The 25,593-nt window shown below is 72.0% G+C and carries 24 protein-coding genes and 1 pseudogene; 4 read left to right on the top strand and 21 right to left on the bottom strand.

The window, feature by feature from the left end; genetic code table 11:
• Positions 1-7 precede the first annotated feature (7 nt).
• The 14 genes and pseudogenes from nuoL to ACFQ6N_RS23320 form a co-directional block, all read right to left on the bottom strand.
• A complete protein-coding gene (gene nuoL / locus ACFQ6N_RS23385) occupies positions 8-1,903 on the bottom strand; it encodes an NADH-quinone oxidoreductase subunit L (protein ID WP_380652196.1) in 1,896 nt (631 codons plus the stop codon).
• 14 nt (positions 1,904-1,917) lie between these two features.
• On the bottom strand, positions 1,918-2,217 hold the full coding sequence (nuoK, locus tag ACFQ6N_RS23380; RefSeq protein WP_380652193.1) for an NADH-quinone oxidoreductase subunit NuoK: 300 nt from the start codon (positions 2,215-2,217) through the stop codon (positions 1,918-1,920).
• A gap of 221 nt (positions 2,218-2,438) precedes the next feature.
• Positions 2,439-3,284 (bottom strand): annotated as a pseudogene (locus ACFQ6N_RS23375) (NADH-quinone oxidoreductase subunit J); the annotation flags it as partial.
• Positions 3,281-3,919: an NADH-quinone oxidoreductase subunit NuoI gene (nuoI, locus tag ACFQ6N_RS23370; RefSeq protein ID WP_380652190.1), complete on the bottom strand. Its 639-nt coding sequence runs from the start codon at positions 3,917-3,919 to the stop codon at positions 3,281-3,283. The pseudogene ACFQ6N_RS23375 and the gene nuoI, both read right to left, overlap by 4 nt.
• A gap of 6 nt (positions 3,920-3,925) precedes the next feature.
• Complete coding sequence (gene nuoH, locus ACFQ6N_RS23365; protein ID WP_380652186.1) at positions 3,926-5,284, bottom strand: NADH-quinone oxidoreductase subunit NuoH; 1,359 nt, start codon at positions 5,282-5,284, stop codon at positions 3,926-3,928.
• Positions 5,281-7,806, bottom strand: a complete 2,526-nt coding sequence (locus ACFQ6N_RS23360) for an NADH-quinone oxidoreductase subunit G (protein WP_380652183.1) — start codon at positions 7,804-7,806, stop codon at positions 5,281-5,283. Before ACFQ6N_RS23360 ends, nuoH begins: the two co-directional genes overlap by 4 nt.
• Entirely contained in the window at positions 7,803-9,164 is a 1,362-nt protein-coding gene (gene nuoF / locus ACFQ6N_RS23355) for an NADH-quinone oxidoreductase subunit NuoF (protein WP_380652180.1), read from the bottom strand. Before nuoF ends, ACFQ6N_RS23360 begins: the two co-directional genes overlap by 4 nt.
• Complete coding sequence (nuoE, locus tag ACFQ6N_RS23350; RefSeq protein ID WP_380652177.1) at positions 9,164-9,919, bottom strand: NADH-quinone oxidoreductase subunit NuoE; 756 nt, start codon at positions 9,917-9,919, stop codon at positions 9,164-9,166. Before nuoE ends, nuoF begins: the two co-directional genes overlap by 1 nt.
• Positions 9,916-11,304: an NADH-quinone oxidoreductase subunit D gene (locus ACFQ6N_RS23345; protein WP_380652175.1), complete on the bottom strand. Its 1,389-nt coding sequence runs from the start codon at positions 11,302-11,304 to the stop codon at positions 9,916-9,918. The genes nuoE and ACFQ6N_RS23345 overlap by 4 nt, the downstream gene beginning before the upstream one ends.
• Positions 11,304-12,017, bottom strand: a complete 714-nt coding sequence (locus tag ACFQ6N_RS23340; RefSeq protein ID WP_380652172.1) for an NADH-quinone oxidoreductase subunit C — start codon at positions 12,015-12,017, stop codon at positions 11,304-11,306. Before ACFQ6N_RS23340 ends, ACFQ6N_RS23345 begins: the two co-directional genes overlap by 1 nt.
• On the bottom strand, positions 12,014-12,568 hold the full coding sequence (locus ACFQ6N_RS23335) for an NADH-quinone oxidoreductase subunit B family protein (RefSeq protein ID WP_074005520.1): 555 nt from the start codon (positions 12,566-12,568) through the stop codon (positions 12,014-12,016). The genes ACFQ6N_RS23340 and ACFQ6N_RS23335 overlap by 4 nt, the downstream gene beginning before the upstream one ends.
• A 109-nt stretch (positions 12,569-12,677) precedes the next feature.
• Entirely contained in the window at positions 12,678-13,037 is a 360-nt protein-coding gene (locus ACFQ6N_RS23330; RefSeq protein ID WP_030060100.1) for an NADH-quinone oxidoreductase subunit A, read from the bottom strand.
• A 531-nt stretch (positions 13,038-13,568) separates the two neighbouring features.
• Entirely contained in the window at positions 13,569-14,270 is a 702-nt protein-coding gene (locus ACFQ6N_RS23325) for a response regulator (protein WP_380652169.1), read from the bottom strand.
• Positions 14,267-15,385, bottom strand: coding sequence for a sensor histidine kinase (locus ACFQ6N_RS23320; protein WP_380652166.1), 1,119 nt, complete (start codon positions 15,383-15,385; stop codon positions 14,267-14,269). Before ACFQ6N_RS23320 ends, ACFQ6N_RS23325 begins: the two co-directional genes overlap by 4 nt.
• A 202-nt stretch (positions 15,386-15,587) precedes the next feature.
• Between ACFQ6N_RS23320 and ACFQ6N_RS23315 the strand changes: the two genes are divergently transcribed.
• Positions 15,588-16,211 carry a hypothetical protein gene (locus ACFQ6N_RS23315; RefSeq protein WP_380652163.1) on the top strand — a complete coding sequence of 208 codons (624 nt, stop codon included), beginning with the start codon at positions 15,588-15,590 and terminating at the stop codon, positions 16,209-16,211.
• Positions 16,212-16,224: 13 nt separating this feature from the next.
• Here ACFQ6N_RS23315 and ACFQ6N_RS23310 read toward each other — a convergent pair whose 3' ends face one another.
• Complete coding sequence (locus ACFQ6N_RS23310) at positions 16,225-17,208, bottom strand: DMT family transporter (RefSeq protein ID WP_380652160.1); 984 nt, start codon at positions 17,206-17,208, stop codon at positions 16,225-16,227.
• A 175-nt stretch (positions 17,209-17,383) separates the two neighbouring features.
• Entirely contained in the window at positions 17,384-18,049 is a 666-nt protein-coding gene (locus ACFQ6N_RS23305) for a CatB-related O-acetyltransferase (RefSeq protein WP_380652157.1), read from the bottom strand.
• Positions 18,050-18,143: 94 nt separating this feature from the next.
• Here ACFQ6N_RS23305 and ACFQ6N_RS23300 point away from each other — a divergent pair, with 94 nt between their 5' ends.
• The 3 genes from ACFQ6N_RS23300 (at position 18,144) to ACFQ6N_RS23290 (ending at position 20,167) form a co-directional block, all read left to right on the top strand.
• Positions 18,144-18,818, top strand: a complete 675-nt coding sequence (locus ACFQ6N_RS23300; RefSeq protein WP_380652155.1) for a TetR/AcrR family transcriptional regulator — start codon at positions 18,144-18,146, stop codon at positions 18,816-18,818.
• An 84-nt stretch (positions 18,819-18,902) separates the two neighbouring features.
• Positions 18,903-19,610: a peptidylprolyl isomerase gene (locus ACFQ6N_RS23295; RefSeq protein WP_380652153.1), complete on the top strand. Its 708-nt coding sequence runs from the start codon at positions 18,903-18,905 to the stop codon at positions 19,608-19,610.
• Positions 19,611-19,720: 110 nt separating this feature from the next.
• Positions 19,721-20,167, top strand: a complete 447-nt coding sequence (locus ACFQ6N_RS23290; RefSeq protein WP_380652150.1) for a MazG-like family protein — start codon at positions 19,721-19,723, stop codon at positions 20,165-20,167.
• 30 nt (positions 20,168-20,197) lie between these two features.
• Here the strand turns inward: ACFQ6N_RS23290 and ACFQ6N_RS23285 are convergent, their stop codons facing one another.
• The 5 genes from ACFQ6N_RS23285 to mqnC all read right to left on the bottom strand — a co-directional run bounded on the left by ACFQ6N_RS23285 (position 20,198) and on the right by mqnC (position 25,377).
• Positions 20,198-21,487, bottom strand: coding sequence for a geranylgeranyl reductase family protein (locus ACFQ6N_RS23285; protein WP_380652288.1), 1,290 nt, complete (start codon positions 21,485-21,487; stop codon positions 20,198-20,200).
• Between the two features lie 237 nt (positions 21,488-21,724).
• Positions 21,725-22,420, bottom strand: coding sequence for a demethylmenaquinone methyltransferase (locus ACFQ6N_RS23280; RefSeq protein WP_380652148.1), 696 nt, complete (start codon positions 22,418-22,420; stop codon positions 21,725-21,727).
• A gap of 203 nt (positions 22,421-22,623) precedes the next feature.
• Entirely contained in the window at positions 22,624-23,211 is a 588-nt protein-coding gene (locus ACFQ6N_RS23275) for a hypothetical protein (protein ID WP_380652145.1), read from the bottom strand.
• A gap of 269 nt (positions 23,212-23,480) precedes the next feature.
• Positions 23,481-24,146, bottom strand: coding sequence for a hypothetical protein (locus ACFQ6N_RS23270; RefSeq protein WP_380652142.1), 666 nt, complete (start codon positions 24,144-24,146; stop codon positions 23,481-23,483).
• Positions 24,147-24,153: 7 nt separating this feature from the next.
• Positions 24,154-25,377 (bottom strand): cyclic dehypoxanthinyl futalosine synthase, encoded by a 1,224-nt coding sequence (mqnC, locus tag ACFQ6N_RS23265; protein ID WP_380652139.1) that lies wholly within the window; start codon positions 25,375-25,377, stop codon positions 24,154-24,156.
• Between the last annotated feature and the right edge of the window lie 216 nt (positions 25,378-25,593).

Below are 25,593 nucleotides of genomic sequence, written 5' to 3'. Positions count from 1 at the left end.
TTGTCCATCACACGGACCTCATCAGGAGAGTGGTGGCGACCAGCACCAGCGTGCCGCCGAACATGGAGAGCGCGTAGGAGCGGACGAAGCCGTTCTGGGTCCGCCGCAGCCGGCTGGACAGGCCGCCGATCAGGGCGGCCAGGCCGTTGACGAAGCCGTCCAGGCCGCGGCTGTCGAAGTAGACCAGCGTCGCGGCGAGCGCCGAGCCCGGCCGCACCAGCACCGCGTGGTTGAAGTCGTCCTGGAGCAGGTCGCGGCGGGCGGCCCGGGTGAGCGGGGAGCCGACCGGGGGCACCACCGGGACCGGCGAGCGCCCGTACATGACGTACGCCAGGCCGACGCCGGCCAGCATGCAGACCGTGGTCAGCAGGGTGACGGTGAGCGGGGCGAGCGGCGAGTTGCCCTCGTCGTGCCCGGTGACCGGCTCCAGCCACTTCAGGAAGGAGTCGTTGTAGGCGAACAGCCCGCCCGCGAGGACCGAGCCGAAGGCCAGCAGGATCATCGGGATCGTCATGGTCTTCGGCGACTCGTGCGGGTGCGGGAGGTTGCCCTCGGCGTCCGGCTGCCAGCGCTTCTCTCCGAAGAAGGTCAGCACCATGACCCGCGTCATGTAGAACGCGGTGACGGCGGCGCCGACCAGCGCGCACAGGCCGAGGATCCAGCCCTCGGTGCCGCCCTTGGCGAAGGCCGCCTCGATGATCTTGTCCTTGGAGAAGAAGCCGGACAGACCGGGGAAGCCGATGATCGCCAGGTAGCCGAGCCCGAAGGTCGCGAAGGTGACCTTCATGTGCTTGCGCAGGCCGCCGTAGTGGCGCATGTTCACCTCGTCGTCCATGCCGTGCATGACCGACCCGGCGCCGAGGAACAGCCCGGCCTTGAAGAAGCCGTGGGTCACCAGGTGCATGATCGCGAAGGCGTAGCCGATCGGGCCGAGCCCGGCCGCCAGCACCATGTAGCCGATCTGCGACATGGTCGAGCCGGCCAGCGCCTTCTTGATGTCGTCCTTGGCGCAACCGACGACCGCACCGAACAGCAGCGTGACCGCGCCGACCACCACCACGGCGGTCTGCGCGTCCGGCGCCAGGTCGAAGATCGTCGAGGACCGGGTGATCAGGTAGACGCCGGCGGTCACCATGGTCGCCGCGTGGATCAGCGCCGACACCGGGGTCGGGCCCTCCATGGCGTCCCCGAGCCAGGACTGCAGCGGCACCTGGGCCGACTTGCCGCAGGCCGCCAGCAGCAGCATCAGGCCGATCGCCGTCAGCTTGCCCTCGCTCGCCTGCTGCGCGCCGCCGAAGACCGGGTCGAAGGCGAAGGAGCCGAACTCGGTGAACATCAGCATGATCGCGATGGACAGGCCCATGTCGCCGACCCGGTTGACGATGAACGCCTTCTTCGCCGCCGTCGCCGCGCTCGGCTTGTGCTGCCAGAAGCCGATCAGCAGGTACGAGGCCAGGCCCACGCCCTCCCAGCCGAAGTACAGCAGCAGGTAGTTGTCGGCGACCACCAGCAGCAGCATGGCGGCCAGGAACAGGTTCAGGTAGGCGAAGAACCGGCGCCGGCGCTCGTCGTGCGCCATGTAGCCGACCGAGTAGAGGTGGATCAGCGTGCCGACACCGGTGATCAGCAGGACGAAGGTCATCGACAGCTGGTCGAGCCGGAAGGAGATGTCGGCCTGGAAGCCGTTCACCGGGATCCAGCTGAACAGGTGCCTGGTGACCGCCCGGTGCTCGGCGTCACGGCCGAGCATGTCCGAGAACAGGGCCAGGCCGAAGCCGAACGAGAGCGCCGCGAACGCGGTGGCCAGCCAGTGGCCGAACCGGTCCAGCGCCCGGCCGCCGAGCAGCAGCAGGACGGCGCCGGCCAGCGGAGCCGCCACCAGCAGCGGAATGAGAGAGTTCACCGAGGGCCCTCCGCCTACAGCTTCATCAGGTTGCTGTCGTCGACCGAAGCGGAGTGCCTGGTCCGGAAGATCGAGACGATGATGGCGAGGCCGACCACGACCTCGGCCGCCGCGACCACCATCGTGAAGAACGCGATGACCTGGCCGTCCAAGGTCCCGTGCAGCCGGGAGAACGTCACCAGCGCGAGGTTCGAGGCGTTCAGCATCAGCTCCACGCACATGAACAGCACGATCGCGTTCCGCCGGATCAGCACCCCGGCCGCGCCGATGGTGAACAACAGGGCTGCCAGATACAGGTAGTTGACCGGATTCACTGTGCGCCCTCCTCGCCGGCCGTGCCGTTCTTGCCCGCCTTGCCCGCCGTGCCCGCCGTGCCCGCCGCGTCGGACTTGCCCGCGGTGTCAGCCTTGCCCGCCGCGTTGGACTTGCCCGCCTTGTTCGCCGCGGTGGCCGTGGCAACCGCGGTGCCCGTGTCGTTCGGGCCGTCCTTGGCGGGCACGCCGTTCGCCGGCACCGGCTCCAGGGACTTGCGCGGACCGGCGACGGCCGGCCGCTCGGAGGACGGACGGCCCAGCCAGTCCGCCGTGCTGTTCTCCAGCTCCGCCATCCGCCGCAGCATCTCCTGGCTGACGTCCCGGATCTGGCCGCGCTCGCGCAGCGTCGCCATCACCGAGTCCTCGGCGACCGTGCCGTCCGGCAGCAGCCCCGGCACATCCACCGCGTTGTGCCGCGCGTACACGCCCGGCGCCGGCATCGGCGGCACCTGGATGTTGTCCGCCACCCGCTGCGCCGCCAGCTCGCGCTGCGTCTTCGGCGCCTTCACGTGCTCGCGGTGCGTCAGCACCATCGCGCCGATCGCCGCGGTGATCAGCAGCGCGCCGGTGACCTCGAAGGCCCACACGTAGCGGGTGAAGATCAACCGGGCCAGGCCGGGCACATTGCCCTCGGCGTTCGCCTCGGACAGCCCGGTGAAGTGGTCCAGCCGGGCGTTGGCGATTCCCGCGATCAGCAGCACGCCGAAGCCCAGCCCGCAGAGCGCCGCGGCGAACCGCTGACCCTTCAGCTGCTCTTTTAGAGAATCCTCGCTGGTCACGCCGACCAGCATCACCACGAACAGGAACAGCATCATGATCGCGCCGGTGTAGACCACGATCTGCACCACGCCCAGGAACACCGCGCCCTGGGCCATGTAACAGACCGCCAGCGCCATCATGGTGGCCGCCAGGCAGAGCGCGCTGTGCACGGCCTTGCGCATCAGCACCATGCCGAGCGCGCCGCCGACCGCGATGACCGCGAGCACCCAGAACTGGACGGCCTCACCCGTGGAGGTCGTCCCGGTCGCGGCCAGCGTCCTGCCGCCTTCGACGAGGAGGCCCGTCACTGCCGCACCTCCTTCTCCCGGTCGGTGCGCTCCTGCTGCACGGTGCCCGGCGCCGCCGCGGTGATCTCGCCCCGGTAGTAGGCGCCCTCGTCGGCGCCCGGGAAGATCGAGTGCGGGCTGTCGACCATGCCCTCGGAGAGGCCGACCAGCAGCTGCTCCTTGGTGAAGATCAGGTCCCGCCGGGAGGAGTCGGCCAGCTCGTACTCGTTGGTCATGGTCAGCGCACGGGTCGGGCAGGCCTCGATGCACAGCCCGCACAGGATGCAGCGGGCGTAGTTGATCTGGTACACCGCGCCGTAGCGCTCGCCCGGCGAGTAGCGCTCCTCCTCGCGGTTGTCCGCGCCCTCCACGTAGATCGCGTCCGCCGGGCACGCCCACGCGCAGAGCTCGCAGCCGACGCACTTCTCCAGGCCGTCCGGGTGCCGGTTCAGCTGGTGGCGGCCGTGGAAGCGCGGAGCGGTGGGCTTCTTCTGCTCCGGGTACTGCTCGGTGAGCCGCTTCTTGAACATGGCCTTGAAGGTCACGCCGAAGCCGGCGGCCGGGCCGAGGACCGACGGGCGGTCGGCCCGCTCGGGCCGGTCCGAACGATCCGTACGGTCTGTACGGTCCGTACGGTCGGACTTGTCGGACGACATCTCGGTTCAGCTCCCTTCGGAATGGTCGGCCCCGTTGAGGGCGTCCTGGAGTTGCTTCGGGGCGCGGCTGCGCCTGCGCGGCACCGGCGGGAGCACCTGTCCGGGCAGCGGCGGGACCGGGTAGCCGCCCGCCATCGGATCGAACTCTCCCCCCGTCCCCGACCCGGGGGTGCCCCCGCCCGGCGGCGCCCCCTCGGCCTCGGGCTGCTTCTTCAGGAAGTCCCGCAGCAGCGCCAGCAGCAGCACCACCCCGACCGGGGCGCCCACGTACAGCACCACCTCGCCGAAGCCGTAGCCCTCGTTGCGCAGCGCCCGCACGCTCGCGATCAGCACCAGCCACACCAGCGAGACCGGGATCAGCACCTTCCAGCCCAGCTTCATGAACTGGTCGTAGCGGAACCGGGGCAGCGTGCCGCGCAGCCAGATGAAGAGGAACAGCAGCAACTGGATCTTCAGCGTGATCCACAGCATCGGCCACCAGCCGTGGTTGGCGCCCTCCCAGAACGTCGACACCGGCCAGGGCGCCCGCCAGCCGCCCAGGAAGAGCGTCGAGGCCACCGCCGAGACCGTCACCATGTTCACGTACTCGGCCAGCATGAACATCGCGAACTTCAGCGAGGAGTACTCGGTGTTGAAGCCGCCGACCAGCTCGCCCTCGGCCTCCGGGAGGTCGAACGGCGCCCGGTTGGTCTCCCCGACCATCGCGATCACGTAGACGATGAACGACACCGGCAGCAGCGCCGCGAACCAGGTCGGCTGCTGGTGCGCCACGATCTCCGAGGTCGACATCGACCCCGAGTAGATGAACACCGCCGCGAACGACAGGCCCATCGCGATCTCGTAGCTGATCATCTGCGCGGACGAGCGCAGCCCGCCCAGCAGCGGGTACGTCGACCCGGAGGACCAGCCGGCCAGCACGATGCCGTAGATGCCCACCGAGGCCGTCGCCAGGATGTACAGCAGCGCCACCGGGAAGTCGGTCAGCTGCAGCGGCGTCCGGGTGCCGAAGATCGACACCTCGTTGCCCGCCGGACCGAACGGGATCACCGCGAAGGCCATGAACGCGGGGATGGCGCAGACGATCGGGGCCAGGATGTAGACCACCTTGTCCGAGCCCTTGACCACCAGGTCTTCCTTCAGCGCCAGCTTCACGCCGTCCGCCAGCGACTGCAGCAGGCCCCACGGCCCGTGCCGGTTCGGCCCGATGCGCAACTGCATCCAGGCCACCACCTTGCGCTCCCAGACGATCGCGATCAGCACCGTCAGGACCAGGAAGGCGAAGCAGAACACCGCCTTCAGCAGGACCAGCCACCACGGGTCCTGGCCGAAGAAGTGGAGCGTCTCGTACGGCTGCGGTGTGTTCATCGGTCCTCCCCTTCGGCCGGGGCCGACTCGGCCGGGGCCTGCGCCGCCGGGGCCTGCGCCACCGGCTCGGGCCCGGCCTCGGCCGCGGCGACCGTGACCAGGTGGCCGACGGTGGTGCCGAGCACGCGGTGCGCGCCGCCCGGTGTGGAGTTCAACGGGATCCAGACCGTGCGGTCCGGGATCGAGTCGGTGACCTCCAACGGCAGGGTCAGCGAGCCCGCCGGGCCGGTCAGCCGCAGCGCGGGCGCCGCCTCGGCCCCGATCTCCTTCGCCGTCTCGGCGGAGATCCGGGCCACCGCCCGGTGCCGGGTGCCCGCCAGGTGCGGATCGCCCTGCTGCAGCACGCCGTTGTCCAGCAGTTGGCGCCAACCCGCCAGCACCGCCTGGCCGGTGGCCGGACGGGGCAGCACACCGGGGTGCGCCGCCGGATCGGCCGCGCGGTCGCCCTCCCAGGGGGCGAAACCGTCCAGCTCCAGCCGCGCCGCGCGGACGTCCGGCAGACCCAGCCGGTGGCCCATCGCGTCCGCCAGCATGGTCAGCACCCGCAGGTCCGACTGGAGGTGGCGGCCCATCTGCTGGTCCGGCTTGAGCGCGGCCTCGAACATCCGCACCCGGCCCTCCCAGTCCAGGAAGGTGCCGGCCTTCTCCGCCACCGCCGCCACCGGCAGCACCACGTCCGCGCGGGCCGTCACGGCCGAGGGCCGCAGCTCCAGCGACACCACGAACGGCACCGCCGCCAGCGCCTCGTCGGCCAGCGCCGGATCCGGCAGGTCGTCCGGGTCCACCCCGCCGACCAGCAGCGCGCCCAACTCGCCCTGCGCGGCCGCCGCCAGGATCCCGTCGGTGTCCCGGCCCGGCCGGGACGGCAGCTCCTCGACACCCCACACGGCGGCCGCCTCGGCCCGCGCCGCCGGAGCGGCCACCGGCCGGCCCCCGGGCAGCAGGCCCGGCAGCGCGCCGGCCTCCACGGCCCCGCGCTCACCCGCCCGGCGCGGCACCCACGCCAGCCGCGCGCCGCTGGTGTGCGCCAACCGCAGCACCGCCGTCAGCGCGCCCGGCACCGCCGCCAGCCGCTCGCCCACCAGGATCACCGCACCCGGCGCGCGCAGCAGTTCGGCCGCCCGGCCCGCGTCGTCGTTCAACGGCTCGTCCGCCGCCAGCGCGGCAAACCACTCCGGCTCCGTCCCGGGCGCGGCCGGCAGCAGCGAACCGCGCAGCTTCGCCAGGCCCCGGGAGCCGAACGAGGCCACCGAGAACACCTTCAGCCCCCGGCCGCGGACCGCCTTGCGCAGCCGCAGGAAGACGATCGGCGACTCCTCCTCCGGCTCGAAACCCGCCAGCAGCACCGTCGGCGCCTGCTCCAGCCGCTCGTACGTCAGGCCCGAGCCGTCCACGTCCACCCCGCGCCCGGCGACCGCCGCGGCCAGGAAGTCCGACTCCTCACCGCTGTGCGGGCGGGCCCGGAAGTCCACGTCGTTGGTGCCCAGCACCACCCGGGCGAACTTGGCGTACGCGTACGCGTCCTCGACCGTCACCCGGCCGCCGGCCAGCACGCCCGTCCGGGCGCCGCGCAGCCCCTCGGCCGCCTTCGCCAGCGCCTCCGGCCAGGAGGCCGGCACCAGTTCGCCGTCCACCCGCACCAGCGGGGTGGTCAGCCGGTCCCGCTGCTGGGCGTAGCGGAACGCGAAGCGGCCCTTGTCGCAGTTCCACTCCTCGTTCACCGCCGGGTCCTCGCCCGCCAGCCGGCGCAGCACCTTGCCGCGCCGGTGGTCGGTGCGCTGCGCGCAGCCCGCCGAGCAGTGCTCGCACACGCTCGGCGAGGAGACCAGGTCGAAGGGGCGCGAGCGGAACCGGTAGGCCGCCGAGGTCAGCGCGCCCACCGGGCAGATCTGGATGGTGTTCCCGGAGAAGTACGACTCGAAGTCGTCCCCCTGGCCGGTGCCGACCTGCTGCAGCGCCCCGCGCTCCACCAGGTCGATGAACGGGTCCCCGGCGATCTGCTGCGAGAAGCGGGTGCAGCGCGCGCAGAGCACGCAGCGCTCGCGGTCCAGCAGCACCTGGCTGCTGATCGGCAGCGGCTTCTCGTAGGTGCGCTTCATGCCCTCGAAGCGGGAGTCGGCGGCGCCGCTGCTCATCGCCTGGTTCTGCAACGGGCACTCGCCGCCCTTGTCGCAGACCGGGCAGTCCAGCGGGTGGTTGATCAGCAGCAGCTCCATCACGCCGCGCTGCGCCTTCTCCGCCACCGGCGAGCTGACCTGGGTGCGCACCACCATGCCCTCGGCCACCGGGATGGTGCAGGAGGCGACCGGCTTGCGCTGGCCCTCGACCTCGACGATGCACTGCCGACAGGCGCCGGCCGGGTCGAGCAGCGGGTGGTCGCAGAAGCGCGGGATCTGGGTGCCGACGGCCTCGGCCGCCCGGATCACCAGCGTTCCCTTGGGAACCCGCACTTCGACGCCGTCGATGGTGAGCGTGACCAGTTCGACCGCGGTGTCGGAGGCGGTTGGCTCTGTGATCGTCACGCGTGCACCTCCCTTTCGGTGGCGGACTGGTGGCCGGGGCGGGGGCCGTCGGCCCAGACGGTGGAGGCGGCCGGGTCGAACGGGCAGCGGCGCTCGGCCAGGTGCTGCTCGTACTCGGCGCGGAAGTGCTGGAGCGAGGAGACGATCGGGCTCGCCGCGCCGTCGCCCAGGGCGCAGAAGGACTTGCCGTTGATGTTGTCGGCGATGTCGAGGAGCTTCTCCAGGTCTCCCTCGACGCCCTCGCCCGCCTCGATCCGCTTGAGCAGCTGGACCAGCCAGTAGGTGCCCTCGCGGCAGGGCGTGCACTTGCCGCAGGACTCGTGGGCGTAGAACTCCGTCCACCTGGTCACCGCCCGCACCACGCAGGTGGTCTCGTCGAAGACCTGCAGCGCCTTGGTGCCGAGCATCGAGCCGGCCGCGCCGACGCCCTCGTAGTCCAGCGGGACGTCGAGGTGCTCGTCGGTGAACATCGGGGTGGAGGAGCCGCCCGGGGTCCAGAACTTCAGCCGGTGCCCGGCCCGGACGCCGCCGCTGAGGTCCAGCAGCTGGCGCAGCGTGACGCCCAGCGGGGCCTCGTACTGGCCGGGGTTGGTGACGTGACCGGAGAGCGAGTAGAGCGTGAAGCCCGGGGACTTCTCGGTGCCCAGCCCCTTGAACCACTCCTTGCCGCGGGCCAGGATCGGCGGCACCGAGGCGATCGACTCGACGTTGTTGACCACCGTCGGGCAGGCGTACAGGCCGGCGATCGCCGGGAACGGCGGCCGCAGCCTGGGCTGGCCGCGGCGGCCCTCCAGCGAGTCCAGCAGCGCCGTCTCCTCGCCGCAGATGTACGCGCCGGCGCCGGCGTGCACGGTGATGTCGAGGTCGACGCCGGAGCCGAGGATGTTCCGGCCGAGCAGGCCCGCCGCGTACGCCTCGGCGACGGCGGCGTGCAGCCGGCGCAGCACCGGGACGACCTCGCCGCGCAGGTACACGAAGGCGTGGTCGCAGCGGATCGCGTACGACGCGATGATCATGCCCTCGATCAGCACGTGCGGGTTGGCGAACAGCAGCGGGATGTCCTTGCAGGTGCCCGGCTCCGACTCGTCCGCGTTGACCACCAGGTAGTGCGGCTTGCCGTCGTTCTGCGGGATGAACTGCCACTTCATGCCGGTCGGGAAGCCGGCGCCGCCGCGGCCGCGCAGGCCGGAGTCCTTGACCAGGGCGATCACGTCGTCCGGGGCCATCGCGAGGGCGGCCTTGAGGCCCTCGTAGCCGTGGTGGCGGCGGTAGGTGTCGAGCGTCCAGGGGCGGTTGTCGTCCCAGGAGTCGGACAGGACGGGGGTGAGCAGCTTCTCGGCCGGCTCCGCGGAGGTCATCACGCCTCGCTCCCTTCCGGGCCGTCGCCCTCGTGGCGCGGCGCGACCACCCTGGTGCCGGCGGTGCCGGGCAGGGCCTCGCCGCGGGCCAGCCGCAGGCCGGCCAGGGAGGGTGCGCCGCCCGCGCCGGACTCGTCGTTGGCACCCGGGCGTTCGTCGGGGAAGCCGGCCAGGATCCGGGCCGTCTCCTTGAAGCCGCACAGCCGGGCGCCCCGGGTGGGCCGGACCTCCCGGCCGGCGCGCAGGTCGTCGACCAGCTTCCGGGCGCTCTCCGGGGTCTGGTTGTCGAAGAACTCCCAGTTGACCATCACCACGGGGGCGTAGTCGCAGGCCGCGTTGCACTCGATGTGCTCGATCGAGAGCTCGCCGTCCTCGGTGGTCCCGTTGTTGCGGACGCCCAGGTGCTCCTGGAGCTCCTCGAAGATCTGGTCGCCGCCGAGCACCGCGCACAGGGTGTTGGTGCAGACCCCGACGTGGTACTTCCCGGCCGGGCGGCGACGGTACATGGTGTAGAAGGTCGCGACGGCGGTGACCTCGGCGGTGGTCAGCTCCAGTTGCTCGGCGCAGAAGCGGATCCCGGTCGGGCTGACGAAGCCCTCCTCGGCCTGCACCAGGTGCAGCAGCGGGAGCAGCGCCGAGCGGGACTGCGGGTAGCGGGCGATCAGCTCGGCGGCGTCGGCGGCCAGCCGGGCGCGCACCTCCTCGGGGTACGGTGCGGCCGGCAGTGCCGGCAGTCCGAGTTCGACGTTGGTCACCGGTCCACGCCTCCCATCACCGGGTCGATCCCGGCCACCGCGACGATCACGTCGGCGACCTGGCCGCCCTCGCACATCGCCGCCATCGTCTGCAGATTGGTGAACGACGGGTCCCGGAAGTGCACCCGGTAGGGGCGCGTCCCGCCGTCGCTGACCACGTGCACGCCCAGCTCGCCCTTGGGCGACTCGACCGCCGTGTACGCCTGGCCGACCGGGACCCGGAAGCCCTCGGTGACCAGCTTGAAGTGGTGGATCAGGGCCTCCATCGAGGTGCCCATGATCTTGCGGATGTGGTCGAGCGAATTGCCCATCCCGTCCGGGCCGACGGACAGTTGGGCCGGCCAGGCGATCTTCTTGTCGGCCACCATGACCGGGCCCGGGCGGAGCCGGTCCAGGCACTGCTCGACGATCCGCAGCGACTGCTTCATCTCCTCCAGCCGGATCAGGAAGCGGCCGTAGGAGTCGGCGCTGTCGGCGATCGCGACCTCGAAGTCGTAGTCCTCGTAACCGCAGTACGGATCGGTCTTGCGCAGGTCGTGCGGCAGGCCGGTGGCGCGCAGGATCGGGCCGGTGGCGCCGAGGGCCAGGCAGCCGGCCAGGTCCAGGAAGCCGACGTCGACCAGGCGGGCCTTGAACACCGGGTTGCCGGTGGCGAGCTTGTCGTACTCGTGCATCCGGGAGCGGAACGTCCTGACCGCCTCCCGGATCTGGTCGACGGCGCCGGGCGGCAGGTCCTGTGCCAGGCCGCCGGGGCGCACGTACGCGTGGTTCATGCGCAGGCCCGTGACCAGCTCGAAGACGTCCAGGATCAGTTCGCGGTCCCGGAAGCCGTAGATCATCAGGGTGGTGGAGCCGATCTCCATGCCGCCGGTGGCCAGGCAGACCAGGTGCGAGGCGATCCGGTTGAGCTCCATCATCATCACGCGGATGACGTTGGCCCGCTCCGGGACGTCGTCGGTGACGCCGAGCAGCTTCTCGACCGCCAGACAGTAGGCGGTCTCGTTGAACATCGGGGTCAGGTAGTCCATGCGGGTCACGAAGGTGGTGCCCTGGACCCAGTTGCGGAACTCCATGTTCTTCTCGATGCCGGTGTGGAGGTAGCCGATGCCGCAGCGGGCCTCCTTCACCGTCTCGCCGTCGATCTCCAGGATCAGCCGCAGCACGCCGTGGGTGGACGGGTGCTGGGGGCCCATGTTGACGATGATGCGCTCGTCGTCGGCCCGGCCGACCGCCTCGACCACCTCGCCCCAGTCGCCGCCGGTGACGGTGAAGACCCGGCCCTCGGTGGTCTCGCGGGCGTCCGCCTCCGCGGCCTCTCCACGGGTGCCTCCACGGGTGTCCCCGTGGGTGTCCCCGTGGGCCTCTTCGTAGTGCTGAGTGTTCATCAGCTGTACGACCTCCGCTGGTCGGGAGCCGGGATCTGGGCACCCTTGTACTCGACGGGGATGCCACCGAGCGGGTAGTCCTTGCGCTGCGGGTGGCCCAGCCAGTCGTCCGGCATCATGATCCGGGTGAGCGCCGGATGGCCGTCGAAGACCAGGCCGAAGAAGTCGTAGGCCTCGCGCTCGTGCCAGTCGTTGGTCGGGTAGACGCTCACCACGGAGGGGATCCGCGGGTCCGCGTCGGGCGCCGTGACCTCCACCCGGATCAGCCGGCCGTGGGTGATCGAGCGCAGGTGGTACACCGCGTGCAGCTCGCGGCCCTTGTCCCCGGGGTAGTGCACGCCGCTCACGCCGAGGCACAGCTCGAAGCGCAGCGCCGGGTCGTCGCGCAGGATGCGGGCGGTCCTCAGCAGGTGGGCGCGGTCGACGTGGAAGGTCAGTTCGCCGTGGCCGACCACGGTCTTCTCGATCACCTCGGCCGGGTCCAGGCCCTGTTCCTCCAGGGCGCCCTCCAGCTCGTCGGCGACCTCGTCGAACCAGCCGCCGTACGGGCGTTCGCTCGGACCGGGCAGCACGATCGGAGCCGCCAGGCCGCCGAAGCCCGAGGTGTCCCCGCTGCCCTCGGCACCGAACATGCCCTGGCGGCGGCCGACCACCTCGACCGGGATCTCGCGGACCGGCTGCTCGCGGCGGGTCTCGGGTACCTGCTCGTTCATCGCAGCTGCCCCCGCATCTCGCTGATCGGGGTGGCCTTGAGCGCGAGCGCCTCGCCGAGCTCCTCGGCCCGGCGGCGGTTCACGCCCAGCGGCTCGTGCTGGATCTTGTCGTGCAGCTTCAGGATGGCGTCCATCAGCATCTCCGGACGGGGCGGACAGCCGGGCAGGTAGATGTCCACCGGGACGATGTGGTCGACGCCCTGCACGATCGCGTAGTTGTTGAACATCCCGCCGGAGGAGGCGCAGACGCCCATCGAGATCACCCACTTGGGGTTGGGCATCTGGTCGTACACCTGGCGCAGTACCGGTGCCATCTTCTGGCTCACCCGGCCCGCGACGATCATCAGATCGGCCTGCCGGGGGGAACCCCGGAAGACCTCCATGCCGAACCGGGCCAGGTCGTAGCGGCCGGCACCGGTGGTCATCATCTCGATCGCACAGCAGGCCAGACCGAAGGTGGCCGGGAAGAGTGACGCCTTGCGCACCCAGCCGGCGGCCGTCTCCACGGTCGTGAGCAGAAAGCCGCTCGGCAGCTTCTCCTCGATTCCCATCAGATCCCTCTCAATGCCCTCAAGTCCTCTGGTACGTCCGGCCCGTTCGGGCTTGTCCGCTCGTTCACAAGGGCGGCGGCCACCCCGCGCTCGGTCCCGCTCCGGGGGCTCAGTCCCACTCCAGGCCGCCGCGGCGCCACACGTAGGCGTAGGCGACGAAGACCGTGGCGATGAAGAGCAGCATCTCGACCAGCCCGAAGATCCCCAGGGCGTCGAAGGTCACCGCCCAGGGGTAGAGGAAGACGATCTCGATGTCGAAGACGATGAAGAGCATCGCCGTCAGGTAGTACTTGATCGGGAACCGACCGCCGCCCACAGGCTGCGGGGTCGGCTCGATGCCGCACTCGTACGCCTCCAACTTGGCCCGGTTGTAACGCTTGGGGCCGGTCAGTGAGGCCATCACGACGGAGCCGACCGCGAACGCCGCCGCGATGGCACCGAGTACGAGGATCGGCGCGTAGGCATTCATAGCCCCCGCTCCCTCCGTCCAGTCGTCCTTGACTGCAGATCGGAACCGGCAGGTCACGGTGAGGTGAACCCGCCTTCCAGTTCCCGGGATCCACCTCATGTGAGGCAGTTCACAAAGCCTGGAACGAGCGCATCTTATGCCCGTCTGCTTGTGATCTGCGACACGCAGTTCACCGCGATCTTTGTGATCTACGCCACCATGTGAATGGTGGCGAATGTGAACATGCCCAGATTTGCCAACGCAAGGGAGTCAAATGATCACAACCAGTCGCATTTACTTGTGAAGCGGCTGGTCAGAGGCGTGTTCCTATATCAACTATGCGTCGTGATCAGCAAATTTCCGGGCGTCATGTTGACGTGTTATTGCGGCTCACCCGGAGGGGTGGCGGGGGCCCGAACGCGCGCTTGACCCTTCGTTCACAAGCGCGCGAGGCGGTGGTCGGGCGGGGTCCGACCCCGCCCCGGCCGCTCCCCTGCCGGGCTCGTGCCGCTCCTCTGTCGGGCGCCGCGCGGGCCTCCGCCCAGGGGCCGACTACCGGCTGCCGGCCGCCTGTTCCCACACCCACGCCGCGATGCCCACCCGGTTACGGGCGCCGAGCTTGCGCTGGACGCTGGCGAGGTGGTTCTTCACCGTTCCCGGTGAGATGAACAGCCCCGCGCCGATCTCGGCGTTGGTCGCACCGTCCGCCACCTGCTCGGCGATCTCCCGCTCCCTCGCGGTCAGTTCCTCCAGCGGCCCGGTTATCAGCGGCCCCGCCGCAACCGCCCCGGACGCCGGCCCCGGCTCCGTGCTCGGCCTCGCGCCCGGAAGTGCCATGTGCCGCAGGAGCCGCACGGTGACCTGCGGGCTGATCAACGCGTCCCCCGCCATGGCCGCCCGGACCGCCTCGATCAGCAGCACCGGCCCCGAGCGCTTCAGCAGGAACCCGGCCGCACCGTGCCGCAGCGCCGTGTGCACGTACTCGTCCAGGTCGAAGGTGGTCACCACGACGACCTTGTGCCGACCGGAGAGTTGCCGTGTGACCTCCAGGCCGTCGAGCTTCGGCATCCGAATATCCGCGAGCACGACGTCCGGCCGCAGTCGCCCGGCCTCCGCCACCGCTGCGGCGCCGTCCGCCGCTTCCGCCACCACCACCATGTCCGGCTGGGCGTCCAGGATCATCCGGAACGCGCTGCGGACATCCGCCTGATCGTCCGCGATCAGGATCCGAATCGGCCCCGTGCCACGGCTCATGCCTGCGTCTCCCTCCTGCCGACCCGCGTCGGCTGCTGCGATCGTTCCGGCTCTCCGGCGACCGGACCCAATGGGAGCACCGCCGTCACCCGCCAGGCCCCGCGCCCGTACGGACCTGCCTCCAGCGAGCCGCCGAGCGCCTCCACCCGGGCCGCCAGCCCCGGCAGCCCGCTGCCACCACCGCGACGCGGACGCCCTCCCGGCGCGGGCGCCCCGCCGTCGTCGGTCACGGTCAACTCCAGCCGCTCACCGCTGCGACGGGCCCGAACCTCCACCGCCCGCGCCGCCGGTGCGTGCCGCCGGACGTTGGTCAGGGACTCGACCACGATCCGGTGGATGGTGCCCTCCACCTCGCGCGGCACCGGCCCCTCCGGCAGCTCCAGCCGGACCTCGACGGCGCCTGCCGCGCTGAACTCCTCCGCCACCCGGACAAGTTCGGCGAGGCCGGGCTGCGGGCTGCGGCCGCCGGACTCCTCGGTGCGCAGCAGCTGCACCGTCCGGTCCAGCGAGGCCAGGGCCCGCTGCCCGGCCTGCTCTATCCGCTCGAAGACCTCGGCCGCCCGGCTCGGGTCGATCGTGGCCAGGTACGCGCCCGCCTGGGCCTGGGCGACCATGCCGCTGACGTCGTGCGCAACGAAGTCGTGCAGGTCGTGGGCCAGTTCGAGCCGCTGGGCCCGCCTGGCCTCGACCACCGCCGTGCGGCGCCCCTCGTCCAGGCCGCGCAGGTAGAGGCCGACCAGCACCGCCGGCAGGGCGAGCGTCGAACCGAACCCGAAGACCGTGAGCGCGTCCCCGGGCCCCTCGACGAAGCCGAAGCGGGACAGCCAGAGGGCGACCGCTCCGCACGCCGTCCAGGCCGCCACCGCGCACCGCGGGCCGTCCTCCGTCCGCAGGGCGACGACCACCGACACCAGCAGGACGGCCAGTTCGGCCAGGCCCGCCAACCCGGCCAAGCGGTCCCCCTCCGCCCACCGGCCGAGGATCCAGACGGCGAACGTGACCACGGCCGACGCCGCCCCGAGCACCAGCGCCACGGCAGCCGCGCCGTACCGCCGCCGCACCGCCCGGGCCGACAGCGCCAGGACCAGGACGACCCCGGACAGGATCTGAGACATCGTCATCGCCTCCCTTCACCTCTTCGACTGCCGTCACATTACGACGCGGGTCAGGTGGTGCGCCTGTGCCGATCGGCATATTTCACAGGCCGGTTGAGCAGGGAGAACAGCCCGATCGGCAGATGTTGCCAACCCCGGCGGGCCTCCAGTCTTGAGTCGTCGAACCGGCCACGGAGGCCGGATCCGAAAGGAGCCCACCGCCATGTCGAAGCTCGTGATCAACGCCCGCGGCACCACCCGCCGGGCCGAGGCCGCCCTCCCCGACGCCCTCCCGAGCGCCGTCCCGAGCGCCCTCCCGGCCGGCGTCCCGGACGTCCCGCCGGCCCCCCGCTGGGCCCGGCTCGCCGCCAAGGCCGCCGTCCTCACCACCGTCCCCTCGGGGTTGTGGCGGATCGCCTTCGGCTTCGGCGTCCCGGTCGGCTTCACCGGCGCGACGGCCGCGACGTTCAGCGCGCACCAGCCGGGCTGGGGCACCGTCTACTGTGTGGCGCTGAGCGCACTGGCCGAGGCGCTGGCCTTCCTCACCCTGGGCCTGGTCCGGCCCTGGGGGCTGGTCGCGCCCCGCTGGATCCCGCTGATCGGCGGCCGGAGGGTGCGCCCGCTCGCCGCGATCGTCCCGGCGCTGCTGGGCTCCGCGACACTCACCTCGCTCGGCCTGGCCGCCGCGTTCGGCGGCTGGGCGCACAACCTGGCCGAGGCCGATTCACCGCAGGGCTTCGCCGCCCTGGTGATGACGCTCGCCTACCTGCCCCTGGTGGCCTGGGGTCCGCTGGTCGGCGCGGTCACCCTCGACTACGCCCGTCGGACGCTTCGGCGGCGCCGGTGACGAGGACAGCGGGTCACACCGGGGTCCGCTCCGGGCTCCGCCCCACCTCGTCAGTCGCACTCGTCCCCTCGCTCTCGCCCTCGTTCCCGGCCGGGCGCGGCGTGGGGGCGGTGCGACGGCCCCACTCGGTCGCGACCAGCACCAGGGCTCCACCGAGCAGAGCGAGCGGCCCCATCCGGTTCCCGGCCAAGGCGATGCCGAAGACGGCGGCCCACAGCGGCTCGGTACCGAGCAGCAGGCTCACCCGGGAGGGCGAGGTGGCCCGGACGGCCCACATCTGGACGAAGAAGGCGAACAGCGTGCAGAACAAGGACAGGTGCAGCAACCAGGCCCACTGGCCGGCCCCGTACGAGCGGGCGACGGTCCACGGCGCCGGCCCCGCGGACAGTGCCACGACGGAGAAGACGCCGGTGGCCACGGCGAGTTGGACCCAGGTCACGGCGAGCATGTCGGTGTCCCGGACGGCTCGGGTGCGGGCCATGGCGAGGACGTACCCGGAGCGGACGAGGGCGGCGCCCAGCACCAGGAGGTCACCGAGCGAGGGGGCGCGCAGTCCGCCGTCGCCGGTGAGCAGGGCAACGCCGAGCACAGCCAGCCCGGCGGCGGCCAGGAAGGCCTTCGGCGGCGCGGTCCGGCTCAGGGCGCTCTCTCCGAGCGGGGTGAGCACCATCGCAAGGCTGATGATCAGCCCGGCATTGGTCGCGGAGGTGTGCACGGCACCGTAGGTCTCCAGCAGGAAGATCCCGCTGAGCACCAGCCCCAGTGCGGCACCCCCGAGCCACTCGGCGCGGCTCAGCCTGCGCAGGGCCCGCCAGGCGACCAGCCCGAGCAGCGGCAGCACCAGCCCGAACCGCAGCACGAGCATGGCCACGACCGTCCCCGGCTCGGCCACCCGCTGGACGGCGAGAAAGCTCGACCCCCAGACGACGGCCACGAGCAGCACCGGAAGATCACGAAGGACCGACGAGGACGAGCCCTTGAGCGGGGAGGCAGACATGACGAGGATCCCTCCGAGCGAACGGAACCGGCGAGCGCGAGTACCGTACGGCGGCGGACGGACCCAGGAGCTGGGCGCAGTGCCTCGGCATCGGACGGGGCACGGCGTGGAGCGGGGTGCGCCATCATCGCGCACCGGGCCGCCGGCGATCAATGCCCGTCCGGCCCCCGGATGGTCAGGTGCCGAGCAGGCCGTTGGCCGCGGCGATCGCCTCGATGTCGGCCGGGGTCCCGGACATGATGACGCGGACGTGTTCGGTGACGAGCGCGACGGGCCAGTCCCACCAGGCGGCGCGGAGCAGGCGCTCGGTGTCGGCGTCGTCGAAGCGGCGGCGGATCGGGCGGGCCGGATTGCCGCCGACGACCGTGTAGGGCTCGACATCGGCGGTGACCATCGCACCGGCCGCGATGATCGCGCCGTCTCCGATCGTGATCCCGGGCAGGACGGTGGCCCCGTAGCCGAACCAGACGTCGTTGCCGATCACGGTGTCGCCCCGGCTGGGCAGGCCGGTCACGATGTCGAGGGTCCGCTCGGTCCAGGTGCCGCCGAACATCGTGAAGGGGTAGGTGGAGACGCCGACGGTCGGGTGGGCGGCGCCGGCCATCAGGAACCGGGTCCCGGTGGCGATCGCACAGTACTTCCCGATCACCAGCCGCTCCGGGCCGTAGGCATAGAGGACGTTGCGCTCCTCGAAGCGCGTGGCGCCGTCGGGGTCGTCGACGTAGGTGTACTCGCCGACCACGATCCGCGGGTCGGTGACGAGCGGCCTCAGGAAGGCGACCCGGTCGTGGCCGGCCAGCGGGTGGAGCACGGCGGGGTCGGGGACGGCGATGGCAGTCACATAGGCTCCTCTCGTAATGCGACACGAGTCGCATTACGATGAGCATGGCACCGCCGCCACTCTGCGGCAAGACTTAATGCGACTGGAGTCGACTTTGAGCGGGACCATGCACCCCGAGCAGCCGCCCCACACCCCCACCCCGCGCCCGGGCGGCCGCAGCGCCCGGGTCCGGGCGGACGTGGTCGCCGCCACGCTCGCCGAAGTCACCCGGAAGGGGTACGACGGCCTGACCGTCGAGGCGGTCGCCGGGCGCTCCGGCGCCCACAAGGCAACCCTCTACCGGCGCTGGGGTGGGGTGGACGGCCTGGTCGCCGACGCCCTGACGGCCTCCGCCGACGAGCCCTGGCCCCTGCCCGACACCGGAGACCTCCGGCAGGACCTCCGCCGGATCACCCAGGAAGTCTTCAGCGTCTTCACCGACCCGGAGCTGGGCCCCACCCCCACCGCGCTGATCTCCGCCGCCCAGCGCTCCGACATCGGCGCGGCCGCTCTGCGCGCCTTCTTCGCGGCCCGCCACCAGCAGGCCGCCGAGGTGGCCGAACGGGCCGTATCCCGGGGCGAGTTGCCCGTCGGAACGGACGGCACCGAGGTGGTCCGGGCCGCCACCGCCCCGCTCTACTACCGGCTGTTCGTCTCCGGCGAACCGTTGGACGCCCGCGCCGCAGAGCGGGCCGCCGACGCCGCCGCCCTGGCAGCCCGCGCCGGACTCTTCACCTCCACACCGGCCACCCCGGCAACACCGAACCCCACCTCCCCTGACGGCAACTGACCGACCACCAGGACGCCGCACCCCGAGAGGCCGCAACCGTCCCACCCCCTACCGCATCCACACCCGGCCGTGGATGATTCCTCCATGACAATCCAGCCGTCCACCACCCCCCGGAAGGCCCGTCACGTGAAGCGCACGCACTGGGCGCTGGTCGCCGCCGCCACGGTCCTTCCGCTCGTCGCAAGCACCGGCACCGCCGTCGCGGCCTCCCCGGCCTCCGCTGCCGCCGCACCCGCCTGCACCTACACACCGGCCGTACCGGCCGACAATTTCAAGGGCATCCCGGTCTTCGACGCCAAGAAGGCGGCCCAGCCCTACCGGGCGACGCTACGGACCAGCCAGGGCCAGATCACCTTCGAAGCCCTGACCGACAAGGCGCCCTGCACCACCTTCTCGTTCCGCTTCCTCGCCGAGCACGACTACTTCGACCGCAGCCACTGCCACCGCCTCACCACCCAGCGGCTCTACGTCCTCCAGTGCGGCGACCCGACCGGGACGGGCAGCGGCGGCCCCGGCTACTCCTTCCCGGACGAGAACCTGACCGGCGCCACCTACCCGGCCGGCACCGTGGCCATGGCCAACGCCGGCCCGAACACCAACGGCAGCCAGTTCTTCTTCGTCTGGAAGGACACCAAGCTCTCCCCCGCCTACACCCCGTTCGGCCGGATCACGGCCGGCCTGGACGTCCTGCAGAAGATCGCCGCCGGCGGCGAGGACGACCAGAACAACCCCGGCGACGGTTTCCCGACCCTTCCGGTGAACATCCGCCACGTGAAGATCAGCACCCGCTGACCGGACGACCACTCGCCCCGCCGACCACTCGCCCGGTCGACTGCCTGCCCACCCGGCAACCGCACAGCCACCCGCCCACCGGCAACCGCCCGCCGCACCGCTCCCGTACGGTGGCAGCACCGACGACCACCGCATGGGAGCAGCGCAGCATGGACAGCCGGATCTGGGAGAGCGTCGACCACCTGGTCGCATGGCTGGACGAGCAGGGCACGCAGTCGCCCCCGGAGGAGCGTCTGCTCCGGATCCTCAAGGTCTCCGAGGAGGTCGGCGAGGTCGGCGCGGCGGTGATCGGCGCCACCGGCCAGAACCCGCGCAAGGGGGTCACCCACTCCTGGGAGGACGTCCAGCACGAGCTCTGCGACGTCGTCTTCGCCGCACTGGTCGCCCTGCGGACGCTCACGCCCGACGCGGCCCGGGTCTTCGCCGACCGCCTGGCCTACGTCGAACAGCGCTCCGCCGCCTCCCGACGCCCGGTCGACGGGCTTCGGGAGGCGGCGGACGCGGCGGAGGCGGCGGGCGCGGCCGAGGCGGCAGCGGGCGCGGCGGACCAGGCCTGAGCCACCGGGGAACGCCCGGCAGGCCCCGGGTCAGGCGTTCGGCGCCACCCGGGCGAGCCCGTTGATGACGCGGTCCATCGCGTCGCCGCCCTGCGGGTCGGTCAGGTTGGCGAGCAGCTTCAGGGTGAAGCGCATCAGCATCGGGTGGGTGAGGCCGCGCTGGGCGGCGATCTGCATCACCTTCGGGTTGCCGATCAGCTTCACGAACGCGCGGCCCAGCGTGTAGTAGCCGCCGTACACGTCCTTGAGGATGCGCGGGTAGGCCTGGAGGGCACGCTCGCGGCCGCCGTCGGTGACCCGGGCGAGGGCCTGCACGATGACCCCGGCGGCGATCTGGCCGGATTCCATCGCGTAGGCGATGCCTTCGCCGTTGAACGGGTTGACCATGCCGCCCGCGTCGCCGACGAGGAGCAGGCCGCGGGTGTAGTGCGGCTGCCGGTTGAAGGCCATCGGCAGGGCGGCGCCGCGGATCGGCTCGGTCATGTTGTCGGGGGTGTAGCCCCATTCCTCGGGCATGCTCGCGCACCAGGCCTTGAGCACCTCGCGCCAGTCCAGCTCGCCGAACGCGGGCGAGGAGTTGAGGATGCCGAGGCCGACGTTGGAGGTGCCGTCGCCCATGCCGAAGACCCAGCCGTAGCCGGGCAGCAGCTTGCGCTGGCTGCCGCGGGTGTCCCACAGCTCCAGCCAGGACTCCAGGTAGTCGTCGTCGTGGCGCGGCGAGGTGAAGTACGTGCGGTAGGCGACGCCCATCGGGCGGTCCTCGCGCCGGTGCAGGCCCATGGCGAGCGAGAGCCGGGTCGAGTTGCCGTCGGCGGCGACCACGAGCGGGGCGCGGAAGGTGACCTGGCGCTTCTCGTCACCGAGCTTGGCGGTGACGCCGATGATCCGGCCGGTGCGGTCGTCCAGGACCGGTCCGCTGACGTTGCAGCGCTCGTAGAGCCGCGCGCCGGCCTTCTCGGCCTGACGGGCCAGCAGTTCGTCGAAGTCGGCGCGCTTGCGGACGAGGCCGTAGTCGGGGAAGGAGGACAGCTCCGGCCAGTCCAGTTCCAGTCGGACGCCGCCGCCGATGATGCGCAGGCCCTTGTTGTGCAGCCAGCCGTTGTCGGTGGAGACGTCGATGCCCATGTCCACCAGCTGCTTGGTGGCGCGCGGGGTCAGGCCGTCGCCGCAGACCTTCTCGCGCGGGAAGGCGGTCTTCTCCAGCAGCAGCACGTCCAGCCCGGCCTGGGCCAGGTAGTAGGCGGTGGCGGATCCGGCCGGGCCCGCGCCGACCACGATGACGTCGGCCGTGCTCTCCACCGGGCTGTCCGGCTTCGTCAGATCGGCTGCGGTCTCGGACACGTGGACACACTCCTGGAGCTGCGGCGGGGGGACGGCGGCTTTTGTCTCCGGCAGTCTAGTTCCGCTCACGCCGCCGGAGTCGCCCGCGCCCCAGGCTCCCGGCGCACGCTCCCGCGACCGTCCGCCCAGGACCTGACCGACCCGACCCGGCCCGACTCGACCGATCCGGCCTCGACCGACCGATCAACCGACCGACCCGAGCCCGCCCCGCCCCGCCTACGCGATCTTGTACGCGCGGTGCAGCGCGACGATCCCGCCGGTCAGGTTCCGCCAGGCGACCTTCGACCAGCCGTCCTCCTGCAGCTTGGCGGCCAGCCCGGGCTGGTCCGGCCAGGCCCGGATGGACTCGGCGAGGTAGACGTACGCGTCGGGGTTGCTGCTGACGGCCGTGGCGACCGGCGGCAGCGCGCGCATCAGGTACTCGGTGTAGACCGTCCGGAACGGCGTCCAGGTCGGCGTGGAGAACTCGCAGATGACCAGCTTGCCGCCGGGCTTGGTGACCCGCAGCATCTCGCGCAGCGCCGCGTCGGTGTCCTGGACGTTGCGCAGCGCGAAGGAGATCGTCACCGAGTCGAAGACGTCGTCCGCGAAGGGCAGCCGGGTGGCGTCCCCGGCGGTGAGCGCCAGCTCGGGGTGGCGGCTCTTGCCCTCGGCGAGCATGCCGACCGAGAAGTCGCAGGGGACGACCTGGGCTCCGGCCTCGGCGAAGGGCAGCGAGGAGGTACCGGTGCCGGCCCCGAGGTCGAGCACGAGGTCACCCGGTCCGGCGTCCACCGCCTCGGCCACCGCCCGGCGCCAGGCGCGGGCCTGGCCGAGGGAGAGCACGTCGTTGGTGCGGTCGTACTTGGCCGCGACGTCGTCGAACATGGCGGCGACTTCGTGCGGCTGCTTGTCCAGGGAAGCTCGGGTCACGCCCCCATTGTTCACCCTCGCGCGGACGCCCCGACCAAGGGGGCGCACCAACGGGACGCCCCGGCGGGCCCCGAGCGGTCCCGGCGAGCCCCAGTCGACCCCGGCGAGCCCCGCCAGACCCCGACGAGCCCTGCCCGACCCCGCCAGCCCCCGGCCGCCCCGACGGACCCGGCCCGGGGAGCCGGCCCGGGGAGCCGCGCCGCTCAGTGCTGCGCGCGCCGCCCGCCCGCCCGCCGCTTCCGGCGGGAGCGCTTGCCGTGCGTTATCGCGGGCATCCCGTCCGCCAGTGCCTCCGTCGCCAGCGCGAGGTTGGCGGCCAGCCGCCCCTGTCCGGCGCGGATGGCGATGGCCTTCCGGTAGCGCCGGATGCGCAGCACGCAGATCACGAAGAGGACCACGGCGACCGGCACGCTGAACCGGGCCAGGCCGACGCCGACGGGCTGCGGGTAGGTGTCGCCGCAGATCCGTACGGCGCCCGCGTCGTCGGCGGCGTGCTCCAGGCAGACCGCGTCACCGAGCTTGATGCCGTCGGCGAGGGGCAGGGCGGCGGCGGTGTGCGGTTGACCGCCCACCCGGTAGCTGACGGCGCTGTAGGTGCCGCCGCCGGTCGGGAGCTGGGTGACGACGCCCTGGACTCTCACCGGGTGCGCCTCGATCCGGTCGGCCTGGTCGGCCTGGCGCCAGCCGAGCAGGCACATGCCGACGGCCAGCACGGCACTGAGCACGGCGGCGAGGTACCAACCACGGCCCAACCGCGGGATGCGCGGCGGGGGAACGGTCGCGGTTTGCATGGTTCCTGTCCTGGCTTGCCTTCGGGACCGGGGGAGGCGGCCCCGCCACCCGCGGGCACGGGCGGTGGTGTGGTGAGGGTACGGAGTGAGCTGTCCGGGATCGTATCCGCTGGCGGGCCCTCAGGTCACGGCGAAGGGGCAATCACTCCCCGCTACCGGCACCGGAGTTCGGGTGCACACGAAGGAAGTCCCGTACGCGGCAAGCCAATCCGGCTACTGACGGGTACGTCACACTCGCACCGGCGCTCGGGCCCTTCCGAGCGCTCCGCTCAGCGCCGCCGGTACACCAACCGCCCGCCCAGGACCGTGGCCAGGCACCCACCGGCGGCCGGCTCGACCCGCCCCTCCCCCGCGACCCCCACAGACCCGTCAGGCGCCGGCAGCACCGGCACCGGGAACACCGCGAAGTCCGCCCGGCCACCGACCGCCACCCGCCCGTGCACGGCCTCCGCGAGCGTCAGGACCGCCAGCGGATCCAACGGCCCGGAAAGCCCGGCCGCCCCCGGCAACCCCACCAGCCCCGACCGCGCCACCGCCGTCCGCACCGAGGCCCGCTCGAACGGCCCGGCCACCGCCGTCACACCGAATCCGAGCATCCGCTGCAGGCCGCGCCGCGCACTCGCCCCGCAGCGCGCCTCGTCGGTCGATCCGACCAGGCCGTCCGCCACCGGCTCGGCCCCGATCTCCTCGCGCGGATCCGGGTGGTACGCCCGCTCCAGCAGCCAGTGCCCGTACGGGTTGCGCAGCCCGGGTGTGAGCACGGCCGGGCCCCAGTCCCGCACCCGCGCGCCCGGGTGTGCCGCCGCCAGCTCCCGGTACGGCCCGACCGCCTCGACGCGCTCGTCACGCACCACCACCGCCCCGTCCGTAAAGAACGGGGCGGTGGGGTCGGCCGGGTCGGGCAGCACGGAGGCCGCCCGGTGCAGGGTCAGCACCGGGGCCTCAGTCGTTGTCCAGGATCTTCAGCTCGGGGTGCGCGGTGCCGCCCTCGATCGCCGTGGAGGCGATGTGCGAGGCGACCCGGGGGTCGACCGGGTCGTTGGCCGGGTCGTCCAGCACCCGCAGGTGCTCGTAGGTGGTCGCGCGCTGCGCCGGGACGCGGTCGGCGGCCCGGATGAGGTGGATCAGCTCGGTGAGGTTGGAGCGGTGCTTGGCGCCGGCCGCCGAGACGACGTTCTCCTCCAGCATGACCGAGCCGAGGTCGTCCGCGCCGTAGTGCAGCGACAGCTGGCCCGCCTCCTTGCCGGTGGTGAGCCAGGAGCCCTGGATGTGGGCGATGTTGTCGAGGAACAGGCGGGCGATCGCGATCATCCGCAGGTACTCGAAGACGGTGGCCTGGGTCGAGCCCTTGAGGTGGTTGTTCTGCGGCTGGTAGGTGTACGGGATGAAGGCCCGGAAGCCGCCCGTGCGGTCCTGCACGTCGCGGATCATCCGCAGGTGCTCGATCCGCTCGGCGTTGGTCTCGCCGGTGCCCATCAGCATGGTGGAGGTGGACTCCACGCCGAGGCCGTGCGCGGCCTCCATGATCTCCAGCCAGCGCTCGCCGGACTCCTTGAGCGGGGCGATCGCCTTGCGCGGGCGCTCCGGCAGCAGTTCGGCGCCGGCGCCGGCGAAGGAGTCCAGGCCCGCCTTGTGGATCCGGGTGATCGCCTCCTCGATGGAGACGCCGGAGATCCGGGACATGTGGTCGACCTCGGAGGCGCCCAGCGAGTGGATCACCAGCTGCGGGAACTCGGCCTTGATCGCCGAGAACGCGCGCTCGTAGTACTCCACGCCGTAGTCCGGGTGGTGGCCGCCCTGGAACATGATCTGGGTGCCGCCCAGCTCGACCGTCTCCGCGCAGCGGCGCAGGATCTCGTCGAGCTCGCGGGACCAGCCCTTGTCGCTCTTCGGCGGCACGTAGAAGGCGCAGAACTTGCACGCCGTCACGCAGACGTTGGTGTAGTTGATGTTGCGCTCGATGATGTACGTCGCGATGTGCTCGGTACCGGCGTAGCGGCGGCGGCGCACCGTGTCGGCGGCGGAGCCGAGCGCGTGCAGCGGCGCGGAGCGGTACAGCTCCAGCGCCTCCTCCGGAGTGATCCGGCCGCCGGCGGCGGCCCGGTCGAGCACGGCCTGCAGGTCGGTGCTGGACGCATCGAGGGTGGTCGCTGCGAGCTCGGTCACCTGGCGGCCTTCTCTCTCTCGGGTGTTGCTGCGGTCTGCGCGGCCGGACCGGACGACGGGGCGTCCGGGTACGGCCGAACCAGCCTACGCCAGCACATTTCGCCGTCCGCGTCAGCCCGCTCTCCGCCGGGCCGATGCGGCCTGACCCGGGCCGATGCGGCCCGACCCGACGCGGCCCGACGCGACCGACCCCCGGCGCGACCGACCCCCGGCCCG

The sequence above is a fragment of the Kitasatospora sp. NPDC056446 genome (assembly GCF_042796115.1).
In the GTDB taxonomy this organism is placed as follows: Bacteria; Actinomycetota; Actinomycetes; order Streptomycetales; family Streptomycetaceae; genus Kitasatospora.
The sequence above is the reverse complement of the archived record's forward strand: the minus strand, read 5'-3'. Positions and strand labels throughout refer to the sequence as shown.